Here is an 18,519-nt window from a genome sequence, read left to right as displayed (position 1 = left end):
TCATAATTCAAAATTCAAAATTGATATAATCCTATCTATGTCCGAGTTTATCAATTACATTTTCTATTAAAGATAAATCTATAACTCTAAAATCATCTAAAACGCTTTCTACCCAATCAGGAGTAGGTTTATTAGTTTGAAACTTTTTAGCTGTCTCTATACTTTCTTCAACTATTAACATTCCACTTGTATCAAGGCTTCCTTTATCCTTTGAAATCATAACTGTTTTATAAGGTGTTTCATTAGGCTTTATACTTCCTGATAGTGGATGAGTAAGTAATTGATGACCTTCATGAATTTTATCTCTTATGAACTCCAATAACTGTATATAATTAAGTTCCTCTTTATAAATCATATCCATTTTATCCTTATACTTCTCATATACATAAGGATTGTTTGTAACTATAAAATTAGACATTGTTCCTATCTCCTCTCAACTTATCTGCTAGTTCTTCTATTTTTCTAAATCTATGATTAACTCCAGATTTCCCAACAGGTGGTTCCAGCATCATACCTATTTCTTTTAGACTAGCTTCACTATACTCTAATCTAAGTCTTGCAACCTCCCTCAAATTTTCTGGTAGTTTTTCCAAACCAATAGTATTTTTAATGTATTTTATACTTTCTACTTGTCTCATAGAAGCATCTATGGTTTTACTTAAATTTGCAGTTTCACAGTTTACTATTCTGTTAATATTATTTCTCACATTTTTTAATACTCGAATGTCTTCAAGCTTTAAAAGCGCCTGGTGTGCTCCTATGATATTTAATAAATCTACTATTTGTTCACCTTCCTTAATATATACTACATAGTTTTCCTTTCGAATAACTATTTTGGAATTTAATCCAAAGGAATTGATTACATTAGATAAATCTATAGCATGTTCCTCATTACTGGTTACAAATTCAAGATGGTAAGTCTTTTCTGGATTACTAATAGAACCTCCACCTAAAAATGCACCTCTAATATAGGAACGTCTACAACATCTGTTCTTTATGAGTTCTTCTGGAATTGTAAAATTGGGATTAAAAACACTTGACTCATCTCTAATAAATCCTATATCTTCTAATATTTTTCTTGATATATCTTTATTATTGATTATTATTAAATAATTATTATTTTTCTTTAGCTGTTTATTTCTTCTAACCATTACCTCTACTTCAGTATTGTAAATTGCCTTCAATAGAGAAAAAATCCTTCTGGCAATGGCGGCGTTTTCAGTAGTAAATTTTAGATTAATCTTTTTCATTCCTGATATTTGTATAGTGCCATTCATTCGTACAAGAGCCGCTAGTTCTGCCATCGCACAACATCGATCCGTTAAAGGTATTCTAGACAATTCATTTTTAGTTGTGGCTGAAAATGACATTTAATCACCTCAATTCATATCTACAACATCTTTAATCCCTTGATAATAATATTTTTTTCATCTTGATACCTTACTAAATTTTTAGCCTTATCTATATGAACAAACATCGCATCTACAAATCCTTCTTTTTTTTGCGGAGTACAATCCATACTATTTGTTTTCATTAAATACCAATGAACAGTTTTATAAACCATTTCATTCTCTTTTAAATTTTTATATTTATAATGAACCATACCTATATATTTTACAGCTTCAGCTTTTACTCCAGATTCCTCTAAAACTTCTCTTAAAGCTGTTTCCTTTAAAGTCTCGTCTTTTTCTACTCTTCCCTTAGGTAGTACCCAATCACCATTAAATTTTTTTAAAAGTAATATGGTGTTGCCAAATGTTACCACACCTCCAGCACTTACTTCTTCCATCATTGAAACCAACTCCCAATATATTAATTAAATTATTCCCAAGAAACATATAATCTAATTATACTATATTATTGCTAGATTTGCTAAATGATTTTGACTTATAATTACAATAGCAATATAATATATCTATAGACATTTTAGAAAGTGAGGAGATAAACATGAAATATTTAACTGAAAACTTGATACAACTACTTAACATTCCAAGTCCCACTGGAAATACAGAAAGAGCTATAGTTTTTATAGAAGAAAAGTTTAGAGAATTAAATATTCCTACAGTAAGAACAAATAAAGGTGCTTTAATAGCTACAATTGAAGGAAAAAATAAGGATAAAGAAGTAACATTATCTGGCCATGTAGACACTTTAGGTGGAATGGTAAAAGAAATAAAAGGAAATGGAAAACTTAAAATTACTCAATTAGGTGGATATGTTTGGAGTACAATAGAAGGTGAACATGTAACTATTGAAACTATTGAAGGAAAAACTTATACTGGTACTATAATGACTACTAAAGCTTCCTCACACGTTCATGGCGAAGGCACTAAGACTATTGAAAGAAATGCAGATAATATGGAAATTAGAATAGATGAAAGGGTTTTCTCAAAAGAAGATACTTTGAATCTTGGCATCAATGTAGGAGACTTTGTATTCTTTGATCCAAGAGCGGTAGTTACTGAATCAGGTTTTATTAAATCAAGACATTTAGATGATAAAGCTGGAGTTATATCTTTATTGGGTATGGCAAAATATCTAGTTGAAAATAATATCACTCCTAACTATACAACTAACTTCTTTATATCTACTTACGAAGAAGTTGGACATGGTGCTTCTACTTCTATACCTGAAAAAACTTTTGAATTCATAGCAGTGGATATGGCAGCTCCTGGAGAGGGACAAACTTCTGATGAATTTTCAGTTACAATTTGTGCTAAAGACAGTACAGGTCCTTATGATTATGACCTTAGAAAAAGACTTGTTAATCTAGCTAAAGAAAATAATATAAATCACCAAATAGACATATATCCATTCTATGGTTCTGATGGATCTGCTGCTCTTAGAGCTGGATATGATATTAAGGTAGGTTTAATTGGACCTGGAGTTGACGCTTCCCATAGCTTTGAAAGAACTCATATTGAAGCAATTGACAGCACTATAAAATTAGGAATAGCATATTTAACTAAGTAATTATACTATAACATAGTTTTACATTATGAATTAAACACTGGACTAAAGTATATTTTTTGTTCAGTGTTTATTTTTTAAAAACTTGATTCCAGTATTATCCAACGATTATAAGTTTTTATTTGGGGAATATATAATTAGAGGTGATTTTATGACTGTAAATGAAAGATTTATTATAAATTTACAAGGCAAATCCTTTGTAACTTATGAAGGGCTTCTTGATTTGGCACATCAAATGAATCTTCTCTCTTTAGAAGTAGAGATAATCCAAATACCTACTAATGAGAATAATATGACAGCCATATGTAAGGCAATAGCCACTACAGAAAATGAACGATTTCAAGATATAGGAGATGCCTCTCCACGGTCTGTTAATTCTGCATTAGCTCCTCATCTAATTAGAATGGCTTCTACTCGTGCTAAAGCTAGGGTTCTTAGGGACTTAACCAATGTAGGTATGACTGCAGTGGAAGAATTGTCTATTGAGGAATCAGTAGTATCTGATGGAGAAGAAAATTATCCAATTTCTTCAGAAGAACCTCCTACTCCTAGGCAGATAGAAACTATAAAAAAATTAGCTGGTGAACTAAACTATCAGGTAAATTATGATACATTGACTAAAAAAACTGCTGGAAATATTATATCTAGATTAATAGATGAAAAGAAAAAATAAGCACCTTTGCTTATTTTTCTTTTTTTGCTATTTCCATTAATAGTCTGCTTAATTCAATATTATCATGCCTAATATATTCTTTTCTAATATCTATTAACTTAGACCCTATTAGCTTTATATTTTTAGATCTCAATATTTCTTCGTCTTTTACCCCCATTAAAACAGCCTTAGAACCATCCATTACATATTTTTCAAGTATATAATAAGGTACTTCTTCTGTATTGGCTATTACATAGTCTAAGAAATCTAAAGTACTATGTTTTAGTATTGCATCTACATGGTCTAGTACATCATACTCATCAGTTTCTCCTGGTTGAGTCATGACATTTGTAATATATACTTTAGGTGCCTTTGCATTGTAGATTGTATCCACTATATCATTTACTAAAAGATTTGGTATAACGCTGGTATATAAACTTCCAGGACCTAAAACTATAATATCTGCCTCATTAATTGCTTCTACAGATTCCTCTAAGGGATATGATATTTTAGGATCAGTATAAATATAATCTATTCTGCTTCCTTCTTTTATTGCATCAATTGGTATATGGGATTCTCCTTTAAGGGTAGAGCCATTTTCAAGTACTGCACAAAGTTTTACATCTTCTAATGTCATAGGAAGTACCTTTCCAGTAACGGCTAATACATTACTGGTTTCTTTTACTGCCTTTTCAAAACTTCCATATATTTCATTCATGGCCGCTATAAATAAATTACCAAAATTTTGTCCTTTTAATATTCCATCTGTAAATCTATATTGTAAAAGTTTTTCCATGGTAGGTTCTGTATTTGCAAGGGCAAGTATACAGGAACGAATATCTCCTGGAGGAAGCATACCCAAGTCTTCTCTAAGCTTTCCAGAACCTCCCCCATCATCAGCTACAGTAACTATGGCTGTAATATTTGATGTAAATCCTTTTAATCCTCTTAGTAAGACTGATAGCCCTGTACCTCCGCCTATAACCACAAATTTAGGTCCCATGGACAATTTCTTTTTTATTTCTACATCCTTCATAAATATTCCCCTTTATTTTAATCTATTATCTCTATGATCTACTGCTGCTCTATGTCCATTAGCTGTTAGTATCTCGGCAATTTTATTTGCTATTGCCACTGATCTATGGACTCCACCAGTACATCCTATTCCTAAAATTAACTGTGTTTTTCCTTCCCTCGTATAATGAGGAATTAAAAACTCTAACATATCTATGGTTTTTGATATAAAAATATTAGTTTCTGGCCATCCAAATACATAATCTTTTACATTTTGATCTTTTCCTGTAAACTCTCTTAATTCTGGAATATAAAAAGGATTTGGAATAAATCTTACATCAAATATTAAATCACCATCTAATAAGGTTCCATGTTTAAATCCAAAAGAAATTACTGAAATAGATATATTTCTAGATTTCTTTCCCTTTAAAATAATATTTGACATTTCTTCCTTCAACATCCCTAAGGTTAAATTAGATGTATCTATTATATAGTCAGCTCTCTTTTTTACCTCATTTAACATTTCCCTTTCTTCCTTAATTCCTTCACTAATACTTCCTTCTGGATTTAAGGGGTGAGGTCTTCTTAATTCTTTATATCTTTTTATTAAAACATTATCAGCTGCATCAAGAAAAAGTATCTTATATGTTATACCTCTAGTTTTAAGTTCTTCTAAACCTTTAAATAAATGATCAAAGAATTCTCCTGAACGAATATCTACTACTACTGCTACCTTATCAATATCTTTTCTCAGCTCATAACATAACTCTACAAAATTTGGTAAAAGTGCAGGAGGCAAGTTATCCATACAATAATAACTCATGTCTTCCATTACCTTCATTGCCTGAGATTTACCAGCTCCTGACATTCCACTAATCAATAAAAACTCCATAATTACACCTCATTAGTTTATCTCTATATTTTTTATCCTATTAAGAGGTAAGTTTGCCTCTTTTGCCTTTCTTATGGCATTTTCCACATTTCCTACATCTTCAGGTCTATGGGCATCACTATTTACCATATAGACTATATCCATATCCAATAAAAGCTTGATACTCTCCACCGATAACTGACTATGCTTTGAACTTATTTCTAGTGCAGTACCATATTTTTTTGTTTCCTTCCCAAGCTCTACTATATCTACCTTTGCCTTAGAACCTGGGTGAGAAATCATATCTATAGGATATTTCCTCAATGCCCTTATATAAGCTTTAGTATTCAGTTCTATAGCTTTTTTTTCGCATATGGACAAACACTTGGATAATGGATTTAATCCATATAACCCTAAACCATCTCTAATTCCTTTTGGAGTTGCACCATAGTGATAGCCCATAATCAGAAAGTCTATATATTTAAGAGATTCTTCCTCTATATCAATAGTACCATCTAAACCTATTAAATTAGACTCTACTCCAAGTAAAATTTTAAGTCCTTTAGGTATAAACTCCTCATTTAATCTATTTATTTCCTCCCTAACAGCAGGAATCCTCTTTTCTCTAAGACCATAAAGATAATGAGAAGGTCCATGTTCAGTAATTGCAATTTCTCTAAGTCCCTTAGATAAAGCAACCTCTGCATTATCTCTTATGGTGCCTGTTGCATGTTTGCCTTCTTTTCTAAACCCACTGCTATATACAGTATGAGTATGGTAATCACCAATTAGTTTTATCATCTAATCCTCTCCCAATAACTTTATCTCCGTTTCTAATTCCACACCATGGTTATCTTTAACTACTTTCTGAATAACAGATATTAGATGTAATATATCCTTACAAGTGGCATTATCTACATTTACTACAAATCCACAGTGTTTTTCTGAAACTTGAGCACCCCCATGTCGTAGTCCACGCAGTCCTGCATCCTCAATTAATTTTCCAGCAAAATGTCCCTCTGGTCTTTTAAATGTGCTACCTCCACTTGGCAGCTCAAGTGGTTGTTTAGATGTTCTTCTACAGGTCAAATCTTTCATTACCTCTTCAATAGCTGAATATTCTCCCACTTCTAAATCTAACTCTACACCAAGGACAATTAATCCTTCATCCCATACTCTGCTGTTTCTATATCTAAAATTCATTTCTTCGTTTGTATATTCCCTAATTTGGTTATTTTTGTCCAACACTCTAACCATTTTAACTACATCTTTCATTTCCCCTCCATAGGCTCCTGCATTCATTGTAATTGCTCCTCCTATGGTACCTGGTATACCAGATGCAAATTCAAAGTTTTTCAGACTATGTTTTAAAGCTAATTTACTAGCAGTAGATAGTAATGCTCCAGCCTGACAATATATTTTAGTTCCGTCTACTGTTAATTCATTAAACCCTTCATTTACTTTAATTACAACACCTCTTATACCTCCATCTCTAACAAGTAAATTGCTTCCATTTCCCATGATTAAAAAATCTATATTATTTTCTCTACAGAATATAATTACATTTATTAGTTCTTCTTCATTAGATGGAATAATCATTACATCTGCTGGACCACCTATTTTAAAGGTAGTATGATTTCTCATTGGTTCATTAAATAAAATTTTTCCAAAAGATTTATTTTCAAAGATTTCTTGTAGTCCTTTTATTTTCAAGTAAATCACCCCTTGTGTATTGTCTTTATCTTTATTATTGTACCAAATTTAGCCTAGTATTACTAATTTATTTTATACCCATTACATTATAATATTCTTAAAATCCTTTGTTTATGTACAATAAAAAGTAGGGCATATAAGCCCTACCTAGTTATAGTTATATATTCTTTTTCTTTAGAAATTTCATATAATAAAAAATAAATAATATAGAAGTATGAAAGTATCTCCCATCTATTTATTATAAATTATAATAAAATTTAACTACTTTTAGAAAAAAATCAATGATATAAAAATGTCAAATTTCTATTTCCTAGTATATTTATTTACTAATAATAAAACCCTTTCAAGAGTATCATTATCTCCTACCCATATATCTGGAAAAAATCCAACTCCCTCTTTATGGATTTTTTCATCATATATACTTAACACACGCCCAAACTGAAAATTTATTTTAGAGCTATAAAGCCTTCCTTCAACATATCTATCGCTTAATGTAACTCCTCCAGTATTTGTACCTACAAAAACTATATTTTCTAAATTATATAGAAATTCTACAAAAGATTCACCTGAAGAAGCTGTTCTTTTATCAACTAATACAAAAATAATATTATTATTTTTTATTTTAGTATTGCTTCCCAAGGATATACCCCATTGATTTATATTTGATTCTATTTTTTGTTTTTCATTTTCTATTATTTCTTTAATATATTCATCATCATAATCAGTATCTATATTTTGTAAATATTTCTCAGTGATATAACTGTTTACTTTGCTATATAAAGTAGCAGTTGTACAAATTTTCTTAGGACTTTCTCCTGTAAAGTTAGTAAACCACTTAATTCCTAGGGTATCTTGCCCTCCAGAATTTCCTCTAATATCAATAATACTAATGGGGTATTGATTTATCACACTAGGTGTCTCTATAAAGATAGTATTATTTTCTTTCTCTACCATAGTTCTCAGAGATATTATTGGAATATTCCCTTCAATTTTTTCATTGAAAACTTTATCATTTTCTATGTCTAAAATTTTAGCCTCTTTCAATTTTATTGTCTTTAGTATTTCCCTATTATCTTCATCAAATAATTTTACATTTAAAGTTAAAGTCTGTCCTAATGATTGAACCTTACCTAGATAATAAATTAAATCCCCTTCTTTATTTATAGATAATTTTAAATAGTCATCATATTTTTTTCTATTATCAATATCTTTTAGATAATATCTAATATTATCTATATATGTATAATATCCTTTTCTAGGATCTAATAAAAATTCTAATTCGTCGTTATGAAAATAATACTTTTTATCTACAAGCTGATGTCCATTTATGGAAAAATGAGCATCTTGAATAAAATTTAAGTTGTCTATTAGTATATCTGAAAAATATTCTGCTGTTAATGTATCCGCATTTATTTCATTAATGGTATTGATGGTACTAAATTTGGCATTATTAAAAATTTGGTCTCCACCAAAAAATGTATATGGAGCATATGAATATTTTAGAAAATCAAATAAATAATCTACATCTTTTATGGCTTGGACTTTAGTAATTTGTCTATATGGATTAAATTTTTCATCAAGAGAATTCATATCATACTCTGTCAACAAATCTATATCTTCATTACTTAAACCTATTTCGTCTTTATTAAAATTATAAATAAATCTACTTAAATCATCTATAACTTCATGAGAGCTAACCCGACTTGTATTTATTTCTTTTAACAAATCATTTATGCTCTCCATATGTTTCCCCTTTGAACAACCAGATAATAAAATAGTACATAGAGAAACTATAATTAGCATAAAATAATTCATATTTAGCACCTCCATCTTGAAATTATACACTAAACACTACTATTTAAATTAACCTGTTGTGCTATATAAAATTAATTATCTATAGGAACAGTTTGGTAATATATAAGGCTAGACTATCTTTAGGAAATCATAATCCAAATATTATGACCTAAAATTTTAGTTCTTAGTCTAGTTATTAAGCACCATAGAGACTTAGCTTTAACTTTATTTAGATTAAGCTGCTCAGTCAATTGAGAGAATGAGATCTCTATCCTTCTTCTAGCTTTAAAAATTAACTGTCGAAGCGGCTGTGGAAATTGAGATTTACTGTTATTTCTTTTCATAGAAATTAAGTCTATTTCTTTTTCTTGTTTTAGTTCTAAAGTTAGCTTTTCACCCCATAACCTTTGTCTCCTATAATAGTTAAAGATTTATATAGCTCTGGCATATATTATCCTCCTATCATTCGTTGTGGCTATCAATGATAAGAGGATAATATAATTGTCAGAGTTTTTTATTAGTAAGTTTTACTAGCACAACAGGTTAAATTAGTCCTGACATTTCAAAAGCATCTATTAATTTTGTTTCCATCCATATTGCTTCTTCAGTAGTTGTATAACCACTGATATTTGATCTACATATTATTAGATAATCAATTATTACATTATTAAATATTAAAAATTTTATTATCTGATCTATTTTAATTATTATATCATCTTTATTTCGAATCTTATTCTCTAAGGGCCCATCAAACTCATTATATTCAAGAAAGTAATGACCCTCCCTAGAATAAGCCGCTACCTTGCTTCCAAATAATAATTTAAATTTATGATTATTATCTGTAATAAATGATTTATATTCATTTTCTGTAATCTCAATATTTCCATGTTCTCCAACCACATCATTGCACGAAAAGTAGTCTAAATCAATACTTAGAATAATTCTATTTTTCATAAAAGCTTCAATGTTTGTGTCTGGCTTAACCTCAAGTAAAAAGTTATTTCCTCCTCCACTTATTATTTCAGGTTTAATGCTTATCAACATATGGCTTTCACTAACAGCTTCTGTCTCTAATGTAAATTCCATATACTTTTCTAGTTCTCTATTAGAGAGCCAGAAAACAGAGTTAACTGCACCATAATAAATGGAAGAAATTATATAATCTGATATCTTAAGTTGATTAAAAGTAATATCATCCAATATTGGTGATATTATGTCTATTTGCTCTTTATCCTTTATAAGCTGATTCCAGCTATTTTGATTAACAATAGGCGATCCTAAATCATGGTGTTCATCTATATGAATTAAATCATATACTACATTATTTTTAAGATGAAAATGAACTATTTTCTTAAAAGCTTCATTATGTTCTGCTATAATTGTAATTTTTTCCACCATTTATCCTCTCCATTCCTCTATCATTAGGTATGACACACATCCCCAAGCCGACAAGATAAAACTTCTCTATGGAAGGTATTATTACATTAATGCAACAAACATTGTTTGAATCGTAAATAACTCTATAATATACATGTAAATTATTCGAGTCTAATTTTTCAGTTATAATATTCAATAATTCTTTAACCGTATACTGATTATTATTTTCTGTCTTCATCTCTACATTTACACAATTAATATTGTAATCCAAGAGAGCAATTCTTTTATAAACGGGGTATTCTTCAAAATTTATCAGTATTTGTTGGTCTTCTATCTCTAAATCAATATCATATAAATGAAATGCTTGTAAGCATTCTAAAAGTGCTCTTTCAAGTGCATATTCTGCAATTAATGATGTCCCAAACCCCTTTATAGGAATTTTAAAATCTGACCGTTTAAAGTATACCATATAGCTCGGAATTTTTAAATTACTTGTTATATCAACTATCTCCACTTCAGCCCCTACAGTTTTTTCTACTACATCAACAAGCATTAATAAATATTCATTCAAAGAACTCTTTTTAACTATCCTTCTAGGCTCCTCATTAATAAAAGAATCAATATAATGCATTGATAATGCATCTCGTTCAAGTAATTCATTAATAGCATGTATAGCAGCTTCTTCGAAACAAATTCCCATTGCAAAACCACTATTAGATACATATTTTAATACACTGTTCAACTTTTCATCAACAGTATAATTTAAATCTACGTTTATAAGAAATGCTGGATAAAAAATCTCACTAGCCTTATTAAATGATTTGTATCCAAAGCATTTAATATCTTCATCTATGTTCATATTATGAATATAATTTATTGGAAATTCTTTATTTAATACGGGACACCTATCCAAAATTTCTTGAATCTTTAGATTAGTAAATTCATAATTCTTAGCATCCTCAGCATAATAATAATGTTCTAAAGTTTCAAAAAGTGCACTAGCAAGTGATTGTTCTCCGAATCCTTTCCCATTCCCTATTAAGTTGCCACCTAGCCAATCATAATTACTAATATTAACTACAGTTGTATTTATATGCTTATTACTTGATTTATAAGTATGAATACTATGATCTAAATTTAATCTATTTATATGCTCCTTTGCGAATCTAATTGCCTGCTTTGTATCTAAGGCTCTTTCTATATTCTTCACATTCACTCAACCTTTCATATTAGTTTGCTGACTGATACTTTTCCAAGCCTTTATTCCAAAAATAATATGATAGAATTCCTAAAATAAATATAAAAATTAAAAACCAAATATATTCCAATATATTAAACTCTTTACGAATAAAATCAACAATAGAATTTGTGGCTATAAACGAGGGAATAATTATGCTAAAAATAAACTTAATTCCTCTCGGATAAAAGTTTCTTGGTCTTGCAGAAAAATCCATAATATATTCTGGAAGAGCTAATAATTTTTCCGACTTCTCGCTCCAAAAAGATGTTATTACTACAATATGATTTATTAAAAATACAAATACAATATTTAATACAAACATAAGAAAAACTATGACAATTTCTAATAAACCTAACCTTATTGGCAAGAAAAAACTAAATGTGATTATAGAAATGATTAAACCTATAATACTTGGAATATCAACTCTATATAGAGAGTAAAAAAAGAATGAGTTCAATGGCCGAATAAGAATATAATCTAGTTCACCCTCAATTATTGATTCTGATAATATCTCATGTGATAATATAAAGAAGAATTGATAACCATATGTTATTATATTAAAAGAACTAATAAGTAAAAAATAATCATCCCTACTCCATCCTAACAATAAATCTGAAAACTGAAAGTATACATATCCTGCAATAAATTCAATTCCAATAAACATTATTCCAAATATTATTATACAAATCGATGTAAATCGATGTGACATCATCTCTGAGAAACTCTGATATAATAAATTCTTATATATCTTAAAATTCATTAGTTTCCACCTCCTTCATATTTTTTTAACCCTTTTTTGAAAATTCTTTTATATAGGATAAAAAATATAATTGCATAAAGTATGGAAACTAATGTTAACGTTTTAATGACTCTACTGTCATAATTCCCTTGAATAACTCTAGTTGTAAAATGTCCAACTATTGAAAATGGATTATATTTAATTATTCTATACATCTCATCTGGTAGTAAATCAAGAGGAAAATAAATTCCACCTAACAACATATAAAAAGCATTTAGGATTGGTCTTAAAGGCCAAATTTCAATAATCCAAAAAGATATGGTTGAAATTAACGATATCAACATAAAAAACATAATATAATTTACTACTAGCAACATAATTATCTGTAAAAGTTGTTTTTCTATAGCATTAATACCAAATATTAAAATTAGCATAGTATAAATAAATATAAATATTGATTTTTTTCCAGTATAATAAGCAAAAGATTCTCCTAATATACTCACTGGCCTAACTAACATTTCATTCAACTTTCCATTATGGATCATGCGCCCTAATCTAAATATTGGTTCAAATGAAAATAATAATCCTGTTGCTGTAGTTAATATAAGGTATATTACAATTTCACTGAAACTATATTTTTCAATTGTAACATTTGATGCATAAATGCTATTCCAAACAAAAATCCCAGTCATCAATTGAATAACATTAGATATTATTGATAATATAAAATTAAACTTATATGTTAATTCAATTAAAATTTGATTAATGGTTATTTTTATATATGTATTCATTATCAAACCTCCAAAAATATTTCAGAAAGTATATCTTCTAAATTTGGAGTATCTTCTCTAATAGAAAGAATATTAGCCAAATCTAAATTTATTGACTTTAATGTCCCACTAAAAAGCGTTATTTTGAAAGTCAAATCATTGATTTGACTTACAATCATTTCTTCGTCTTGTAAAAAAGGTAGCTCACCATTCTTACTCTCTATTATATATGAATTTTTAACCTTGAATTTATTGGACAAATCTGCAATTGAACAATCCTCTTTTTTTTCACCTTTGCTAATAATAACTACTCTCTCTGCTAACTTCTCTATATCTTTAATATAATGACTTGTCAGAATAATTGTAGTTTTTTTCTTTTTGTTTACTTCTAACAGAAATTTATGTATTTGATTTTGGCTATTAATATCTAAACCTATTGTAGGTTCATCAAGAAAAACTATTTTGGGAGAGTAAAATAGGGTACATACTAAATCAAATTTTGTTTTTTGCCCTAATGATAATTTTCTTACTGGAGTATCCTTCCATTGATGTAAATCAAGAATATTAAATAATTCCTTAATATTCTCTTCAAATACTGATGTGCTTACATTATACATCTCTTTGAGCATATATAATGTGTCCATAGGTGGAAGATCCCAAATCAATTGACTTTTTTGACCAAATAGTACACCTATATTTTTTAAATATTCTTTTCTCCTATTAAAAGGATTTGAACCTAAACAACTTATTTCTCCACTCTTTTTCTCTAATATTCCTGTTAAAAGTTTAATTAATGTGGTCTTACCTGCACCATTTGAACCCAGTAAACCTACTATTTCTCCTTCATAGATAGTCAAGTTTATATCTTTAATAGCATCAATTTGTATTTTTTCTCTTTTAAAAAAATCAGCAAGAGTTCCCTTCAACCCCTGCTTTTTCTCATAAGAAGTATATGAGTAATTTAAATTTGAACATTCTATAACTTTCTTTTCCATCTTATTTCTCCTTTACTAAATTAATTTCACACGATAAGTTTAGTTATCTTAAATACAGAATATAAATATTCAGTAAAACAAAATTTTATAAATTCTACACTTGAGCATTAAGTTCTTTTAATATTCTAATTTCTATAGGAGAAACTTCTCTTAATCTCATCAATTTTTTTGCTTGTTCTATATCCATATAAAATAGGTTGTCTTCCTCTAAATTGTAATTAGAGCATTCTATCATACTTACTTCACTACGCCTTCTACCCATAAACTTCACCACCTTTTTGCATTTGATATTGAATATTTATTAGATAAAAACTTATCGTGTTGAAACTAAAAAGCATTTCTAATATCGTATTATCTTTGATTTATTACATTTATCCACAGGAGGCTTGTACTGGGCAACTTTATAGTTTGATACTAAGCCATTTTATTTCATATTCTATCTATTTTTCTTCTAGATACTTCATAGCCTGCTTTTTTAAGTTCGACTTTGATTTTTCTTGTGCCCTAGTTATTTCTACTTGCTTTAAATATAGCAATAACTTTTGGTGTTATTTCATCTTCAGACTCTTTAGCTTTTGATTCATAGTAATAAGTACTTCGTGGGTGTTAAGTCATATTCAGATATAATATCATTCTTAGACTTACCACTTTCGTATAGTTTTACCATTTGATCTTTGAATTCTTAGGTATAGGTTCTTCTTTCTCTTTTTGTCATATAAACTCTCTCCTTTTTCTATTAATCGTTTACATAACCTTATTTTTATTGTCTAGTTTATTGTAACCTATCCAATTGAGTGATACCATCTTCCATTAGAATTTTTTAGTTGTACAGCAAGGTTCATTAATATACATTAAAACATACAGTAATATCAAAATCAACATATTTCGTTAGACAAGTTTTGCAAGAAACTCGAATTTTGTCTAACTATCTGTTTTCGTTAACTTTAAATTCAATTTAGTCATATGTTACAATATAAAAAAAATAAGCAGTTGTTTCCAAACAACTCCTTCAGTAATTTTATTAATAGCTTTACTTTGTCTCTCCATAAATTGTCTCCCATCATATTAAATCTATATTTTCATTGATATATCATAATATAATTTATAATAAAATTCAACTACTTTTATAAAGAAATTAATGATATAATCTCTGTTGCATACATCTCTGAATATTGTATTAATAGTTAATAATAAATAGGCATATTTCTTATAAAAAATATGCCTATTTTATATTTATAATTTAGAAAACTAATATTGAAAATCTTTATGTTAGTATATCTATAAAAGTATAATTCAATTCTTTAGATGTTATTTCAAATATAGTTATAATAAACTAAAACAATACCATTAAACTACATATTTTCCAGTATAGAATGTATTTTAAATTTGTTTTTAATTATAACTAATAATAGACCAATGCCTATGAATAAAATCAGCTGATATATTAATATAAAAGACCATGGCATAGTTCCAGTATATAGCTTTCCTAAAACTGGTGCTATTATAGGCATTGATATAAAATAATTAAATAGATTAGCTGCCTTTACAGTTTTACTTCTCAGAGAAATCAACACTCCTAAAAAAGTTGTAAAAAAACATACTATTAAGGAATTGATAAATATAAAATATATGGCTTTAAAAGAATAAAAGTTGAAAATCAGATTTTTATATTCTATAAAATTCATTATTATAAATAATATATAGCTTATTCCAAAAATTATAGTCATAATAATTAAGGTCACAATGACTATATATATTACTTTTCCTAAAAAAATATATATCAATGGTACTGGAGAATTGAATAGAGTTTCTATTGTTTTTCGCTCCTTTTCTCCTGCAAAAGAGTCTGCTGTCAATCCAGAAGGAATAACACTGGCTATAATCTGAAACAAAAACCCCATTACATACCAGTTCCTATTTAATATACTCTCTTTTGAGGATATAGGTATCATAATTCCTATGACTATAATGAGCATTATATAATATGAAATAAACTCTTTTGATTTTAATAACTCTTTCATTTCTTTTTTTACAATAGCCTTTATCATATTGCATTTTCCTCTCTATGGCTGTCTAAATAAATTTTGTTTAAATCAAATATTTTATGCTCCACATTTATAATATTTAAATTATAATTTATAAGAACCTTTATAACCATATTTATATCATTTAAGCTGGGAATCTCCATCTCTATTGAGTTCCTATTAAACTTTGTGTAATCAATTTTATTATCTTTTAATTCCTTCTGTATTTGTTCTTTAAATGAAAATAAATCTTGAATAGTATCTATTTTAATTCCTATAGACTCTTTATTACTGGATAAACTGCTTACACTATCACTATATACAACATTTCCTTTTTTTATTATAGTGATATGTTCACATAACTTCGTCACTTCTCCTAAATCATGACTACATAAGACCACAGAAATATTTTTTATTTTAACTAATTCCTTAATAAGCCCATGAAATTCGTCTTTACTTATGGGGTCTAATCCATTGGAAGCTTCATCTAATAAAAGTAATTTTGGTTCATTGATAATCGCCCTAATTATTCCTGTCTTCTTTTTCATTCCTGTAGAGCAATCTTTAATGAGCTTATTTTTAAACTCTGAAATTTGAAACATTTTAAGATAATTATCTATTCTGCTTTTTAATTCTTTTTTTTCTATATTATAAAGCTTTCCATAGAACATTAAATTGTCATAAATACTTAATCTATCATACATACACATATTTTCAGATAAGACACCTATGTTTTTTCTAAGCTCATATCCATCATGAATTGGATTTAACCCTAATACCTCTACTTCTCCCTTATCCTGCTTATAAATTCCTCCTATAATCCTTATTAACGTTGTTTTTCCAGCTCCATTGTGGCCTAGTAATCCATGTATACATCCTTCATTGAAATCAACACTAATATTATCAAGAGCTATATTATCTCCAAATCTTTTCTGTACATTCTTAATCTGTACTATCTTATTCATTTATTTTTCCCTTTCTTTTTAAGATAATATCCATACCCCTTAGTTATAATTGCTATAGTTAAAAATATTGCAAAATATCCCCATTGACTCATTATCTCGCCTCCTATACTTAGAAAAGTTTCATTATTTTTTTGTAATTATCCTTTTCCTATGTAAATAGCCCAAGTTATGATTAAGGTTGGCTTTATTATACTAATCTATAGAAAACCTTGTCAATGAATTTGGTTCGATTTTTTTAGACATAATTCGACTTTTTTGTTACTATTCACATTTTATATCAGTAAATATATAATATATAAAATACCTGCTGTAATCCCCGTGGATATGAAAAATCTATAGCTATCATTGCGCAGTTCAAAATTACGTTTTGCTGCATTTGCCCCTCCTGATTGTTCCCTTATAAATATATATCCACTTTGTCGAATAGCACTATTGCTTCCATAAGTAGAAAATATGCCCATAGTCAAAGTTATTAAGGCAGAAAACCCTAATACTTTTTTAAAATTTGCATCAGTAAGCAAACTTATTATAAAAGCAATCATAAGAACTATAATAACTGCAATTATTATTTTTTGTATGTATCCAACTATACCCTCCTTTATAAATTTTCTTTTTTCCCGTCTTTGCATAAATATCACCCCTGTTTTTATATTTATACTCATTTGTCGTTTCTTATACACACAATTTTTATCATATCACTTTAAAAATAAAGTAAGCCGTTTCAAAAAATAATCTCTAATATGGAAGAAAAATAATTGAATTTTATGAGGGTACTGAAAAAGTATACTTTTTCAGTACTCTCATATTTATAAAGAAGTAATTTTTAAAGATAAAAGATAATGTAAATAACACGAGATTTAGAAACAACTAGACTTTATTTCCTACACCTTAAATTAATCTAAAAAGATTCTATTTAATATTTATTTGTACTTATACAACTACTATTTAAAAACTAGTTTCTCCTCATATATATCCTCATCAACCTTATATTTAATTATCAATTCACAATTATCACTAGCTTTTTTCTCTATTCCAAATACTGCAAAATTAAATACTTTTTTTGGATTTCCTCCAAATGCAAGCTTCTCTAAAAAAGAAGGGTTATACTTGCTACCTTTACTGAAAAAAAAGCCATCATCAACAAGTTTTTTTCCATTTACAATGAATGTAGTAGCTACTTCTATATCAGTATCTTGTCCTGTATAATAAAGATACCCACTCCATGTTGCTTTTGGGTCTAAAAACTCTCTTCTATAATAAGCTTTCCATTCTCCATTTTCACTTTTTGCATAAATTGATTGACTTCTCATATATATAATTATAGAAATCATAATGATAAATACTATAGATATACTGATTAATATCTTTTTTTTATTCATCCAAAATCACCCTACT

At 28.1% G+C, this 18,519-nt stretch carries 20 protein-coding genes; 2 read left to right on the top strand and 18 right to left on the bottom strand.

Annotation, left to right across the window (positions count from 1 at the left end):
* Positions 1–31: 31 nt before the first annotated feature.
* The 3 genes from KQI41_RS06800 to KQI41_RS06790 are packed head-to-tail and all read right to left on the bottom strand — an operon-like array spanning position 32 to position 1,792.
* Positions 32–418: a GrdX family protein gene (locus KQI41_RS06800; RefSeq protein ID WP_154439180.1), complete on the bottom strand. Its 387-nt coding sequence runs from the start codon at positions 416–418 to the stop codon at positions 32–34.
* The gene (whiA, locus tag KQI41_RS06795) at positions 411–1,370 is read right to left on the bottom strand and encodes a DNA-binding protein WhiA (RefSeq protein ID WP_154439181.1); all 960 of its coding nucleotides are present in this window, start codon (positions 1,368–1,370) and stop codon (positions 411–413) included. The genes KQI41_RS06800 and whiA overlap by 8 nt, the downstream gene beginning before the upstream one ends.
* Before the next feature lie 20 nt (positions 1,371–1,390).
* Positions 1,391–1,792: an NUDIX hydrolase gene (locus tag KQI41_RS06790; RefSeq protein ID WP_154439182.1), complete on the bottom strand. Its 402-nt coding sequence runs from the start codon at positions 1,790–1,792 to the stop codon at positions 1,391–1,393.
* 155 nt (positions 1,793–1,947) lie between these two features.
* Here KQI41_RS06790 and KQI41_RS06785 point away from each other — a divergent pair, with 155 nt between their 5' ends.
* Both KQI41_RS06785 and KQI41_RS06780 read left to right on the top strand, forming a co-directional pair.
* The gene (locus tag KQI41_RS06785; RefSeq protein WP_154439183.1) at positions 1,948–2,973 is read left to right on the top strand and encodes a M42 family metallopeptidase; all 1,026 of its coding nucleotides are present in this window, start codon (positions 1,948–1,950) and stop codon (positions 2,971–2,973) included.
* 148 nt (positions 2,974–3,121) lie between these two features.
* Positions 3,122–3,643 carry a hypothetical protein gene (locus tag KQI41_RS06780; RefSeq protein ID WP_154439184.1) on the top strand — a complete coding sequence of 174 codons (522 nt, stop codon included), beginning with the start codon at positions 3,122–3,124 and terminating at the stop codon, positions 3,641–3,643.
* A 10-nt stretch (positions 3,644–3,653) separates the two neighbouring features.
* Here the strand turns inward: KQI41_RS06780 and KQI41_RS06775 are convergent, their stop codons facing one another.
* From KQI41_RS06775 to KQI41_RS06705, 15 genes are all read right to left on the bottom strand, one after another.
* Positions 3,654–4,658, bottom strand: coding sequence for a gluconeogenesis factor YvcK family protein (locus KQI41_RS06775; protein WP_154439185.1), 1,005 nt, complete (start codon positions 4,656–4,658; stop codon positions 3,654–3,656).
* Positions 4,659–4,670: 12 nt separating this feature from the next.
* Positions 4,671–5,528, bottom strand: a complete 858-nt coding sequence (gene rapZ / locus KQI41_RS06770; RefSeq protein WP_154439186.1) for an RNase adapter RapZ — start codon at positions 5,526–5,528, stop codon at positions 4,671–4,673.
* A gap of 12 nt (positions 5,529–5,540) precedes the next feature.
* Positions 5,541–6,308 (bottom strand): PHP domain-containing protein, encoded by a 768-nt coding sequence (locus tag KQI41_RS06765; RefSeq protein WP_154439187.1) that lies wholly within the window; start codon positions 6,306–6,308, stop codon positions 5,541–5,543.
* Positions 6,309–7,220, bottom strand: coding sequence for a UDP-N-acetylmuramate dehydrogenase (gene murB, locus KQI41_RS06760; RefSeq protein ID WP_154439188.1), 912 nt, complete (start codon positions 7,218–7,220; stop codon positions 6,309–6,311).
* 303 nt (positions 7,221–7,523) lie between these two features.
* A complete protein-coding gene (locus KQI41_RS06755; RefSeq protein WP_195837918.1) occupies positions 7,524–9,035 on the bottom strand; it encodes a S41 family peptidase in 1,512 nt (503 codons plus the stop codon).
* 522 nt (positions 9,036–9,557) lie between these two features.
* Positions 9,558–10,412 (bottom strand): peptide arginase family protein, encoded by an 855-nt coding sequence (locus KQI41_RS06750; RefSeq protein ID WP_154439190.1) that lies wholly within the window; start codon positions 10,410–10,412, stop codon positions 9,558–9,560.
* Complete coding sequence (locus tag KQI41_RS06745; RefSeq protein WP_216585067.1) at positions 10,378–11,601, bottom strand: YcaO-like family protein; 1,224 nt, start codon at positions 11,599–11,601, stop codon at positions 10,378–10,380. Before KQI41_RS06745 ends, KQI41_RS06750 begins: the two co-directional genes overlap by 35 nt.
* A gap of 19 nt (positions 11,602–11,620) precedes the next feature.
* Positions 11,621–12,391 carry an ABC-2 family transporter protein gene (locus tag KQI41_RS06740; protein ID WP_154439192.1) on the bottom strand — a complete coding sequence of 257 codons (771 nt, stop codon included), beginning with the start codon at positions 12,389–12,391 and terminating at the stop codon, positions 11,621–11,623.
* A complete protein-coding gene (locus KQI41_RS06735) occupies positions 12,391–13,161 on the bottom strand; it encodes an ABC transporter permease (protein ID WP_154439193.1) in 771 nt (256 codons plus the stop codon). Before KQI41_RS06735 ends, KQI41_RS06740 begins: the two co-directional genes overlap by 1 nt.
* 2 nt (positions 13,162–13,163) lie before the next feature.
* On the bottom strand, positions 13,164–14,135 hold the full coding sequence (locus tag KQI41_RS06730) for an ABC transporter ATP-binding protein (RefSeq protein ID WP_154439194.1): 972 nt from the start codon (positions 14,133–14,135) through the stop codon (positions 13,164–13,166).
* A 94-nt stretch (positions 14,136–14,229) separates the two neighbouring features.
* Entirely contained in the window at positions 14,230–14,397 is a 168-nt protein-coding gene (locus tag KQI41_RS06725; RefSeq protein ID WP_154439195.1) for a hypothetical protein, read from the bottom strand.
* 1,090 nt (positions 14,398–15,487) lie between these two features.
* A complete protein-coding gene (locus tag KQI41_RS06720) occupies positions 15,488–16,183 on the bottom strand; it encodes an ABC transporter permease (RefSeq protein ID WP_154439196.1) in 696 nt (231 codons plus the stop codon).
* Positions 16,180–17,124, bottom strand: a complete 945-nt coding sequence (locus tag KQI41_RS06715) for an ABC transporter ATP-binding protein (protein WP_154439197.1) — start codon at positions 17,122–17,124, stop codon at positions 16,180–16,182. The genes KQI41_RS06720 and KQI41_RS06715 overlap by 4 nt, the downstream gene beginning before the upstream one ends.
* A 272-nt stretch (positions 17,125–17,396) precedes the next feature.
* Positions 17,397–17,753 (bottom strand): hypothetical protein, encoded by a 357-nt coding sequence (locus tag KQI41_RS06710; protein WP_216585066.1) that lies wholly within the window; start codon positions 17,751–17,753, stop codon positions 17,397–17,399.
* A gap of 312 nt (positions 17,754–18,065) precedes the next feature.
* Positions 18,066–18,503, bottom strand: a complete 438-nt coding sequence (locus tag KQI41_RS06705) for a hypothetical protein (RefSeq protein WP_216585065.1) — start codon at positions 18,501–18,503, stop codon at positions 18,066–18,068.
* Between the last annotated feature and the right edge of the window lie 16 nt (positions 18,504–18,519).

Origin of the sequence: Tissierella pigra (assembly GCF_018917845.1) — a bacterium.
In the GTDB taxonomy this organism is placed as follows: Bacteria; Bacillota; Clostridia; order Tissierellales; family Tissierellaceae; genus Tissierella; species Tissierella pigra.
Note: the sequence above shows the minus strand (reverse complement) of the source record. Positions and strands in the feature narration are given on the sequence as shown.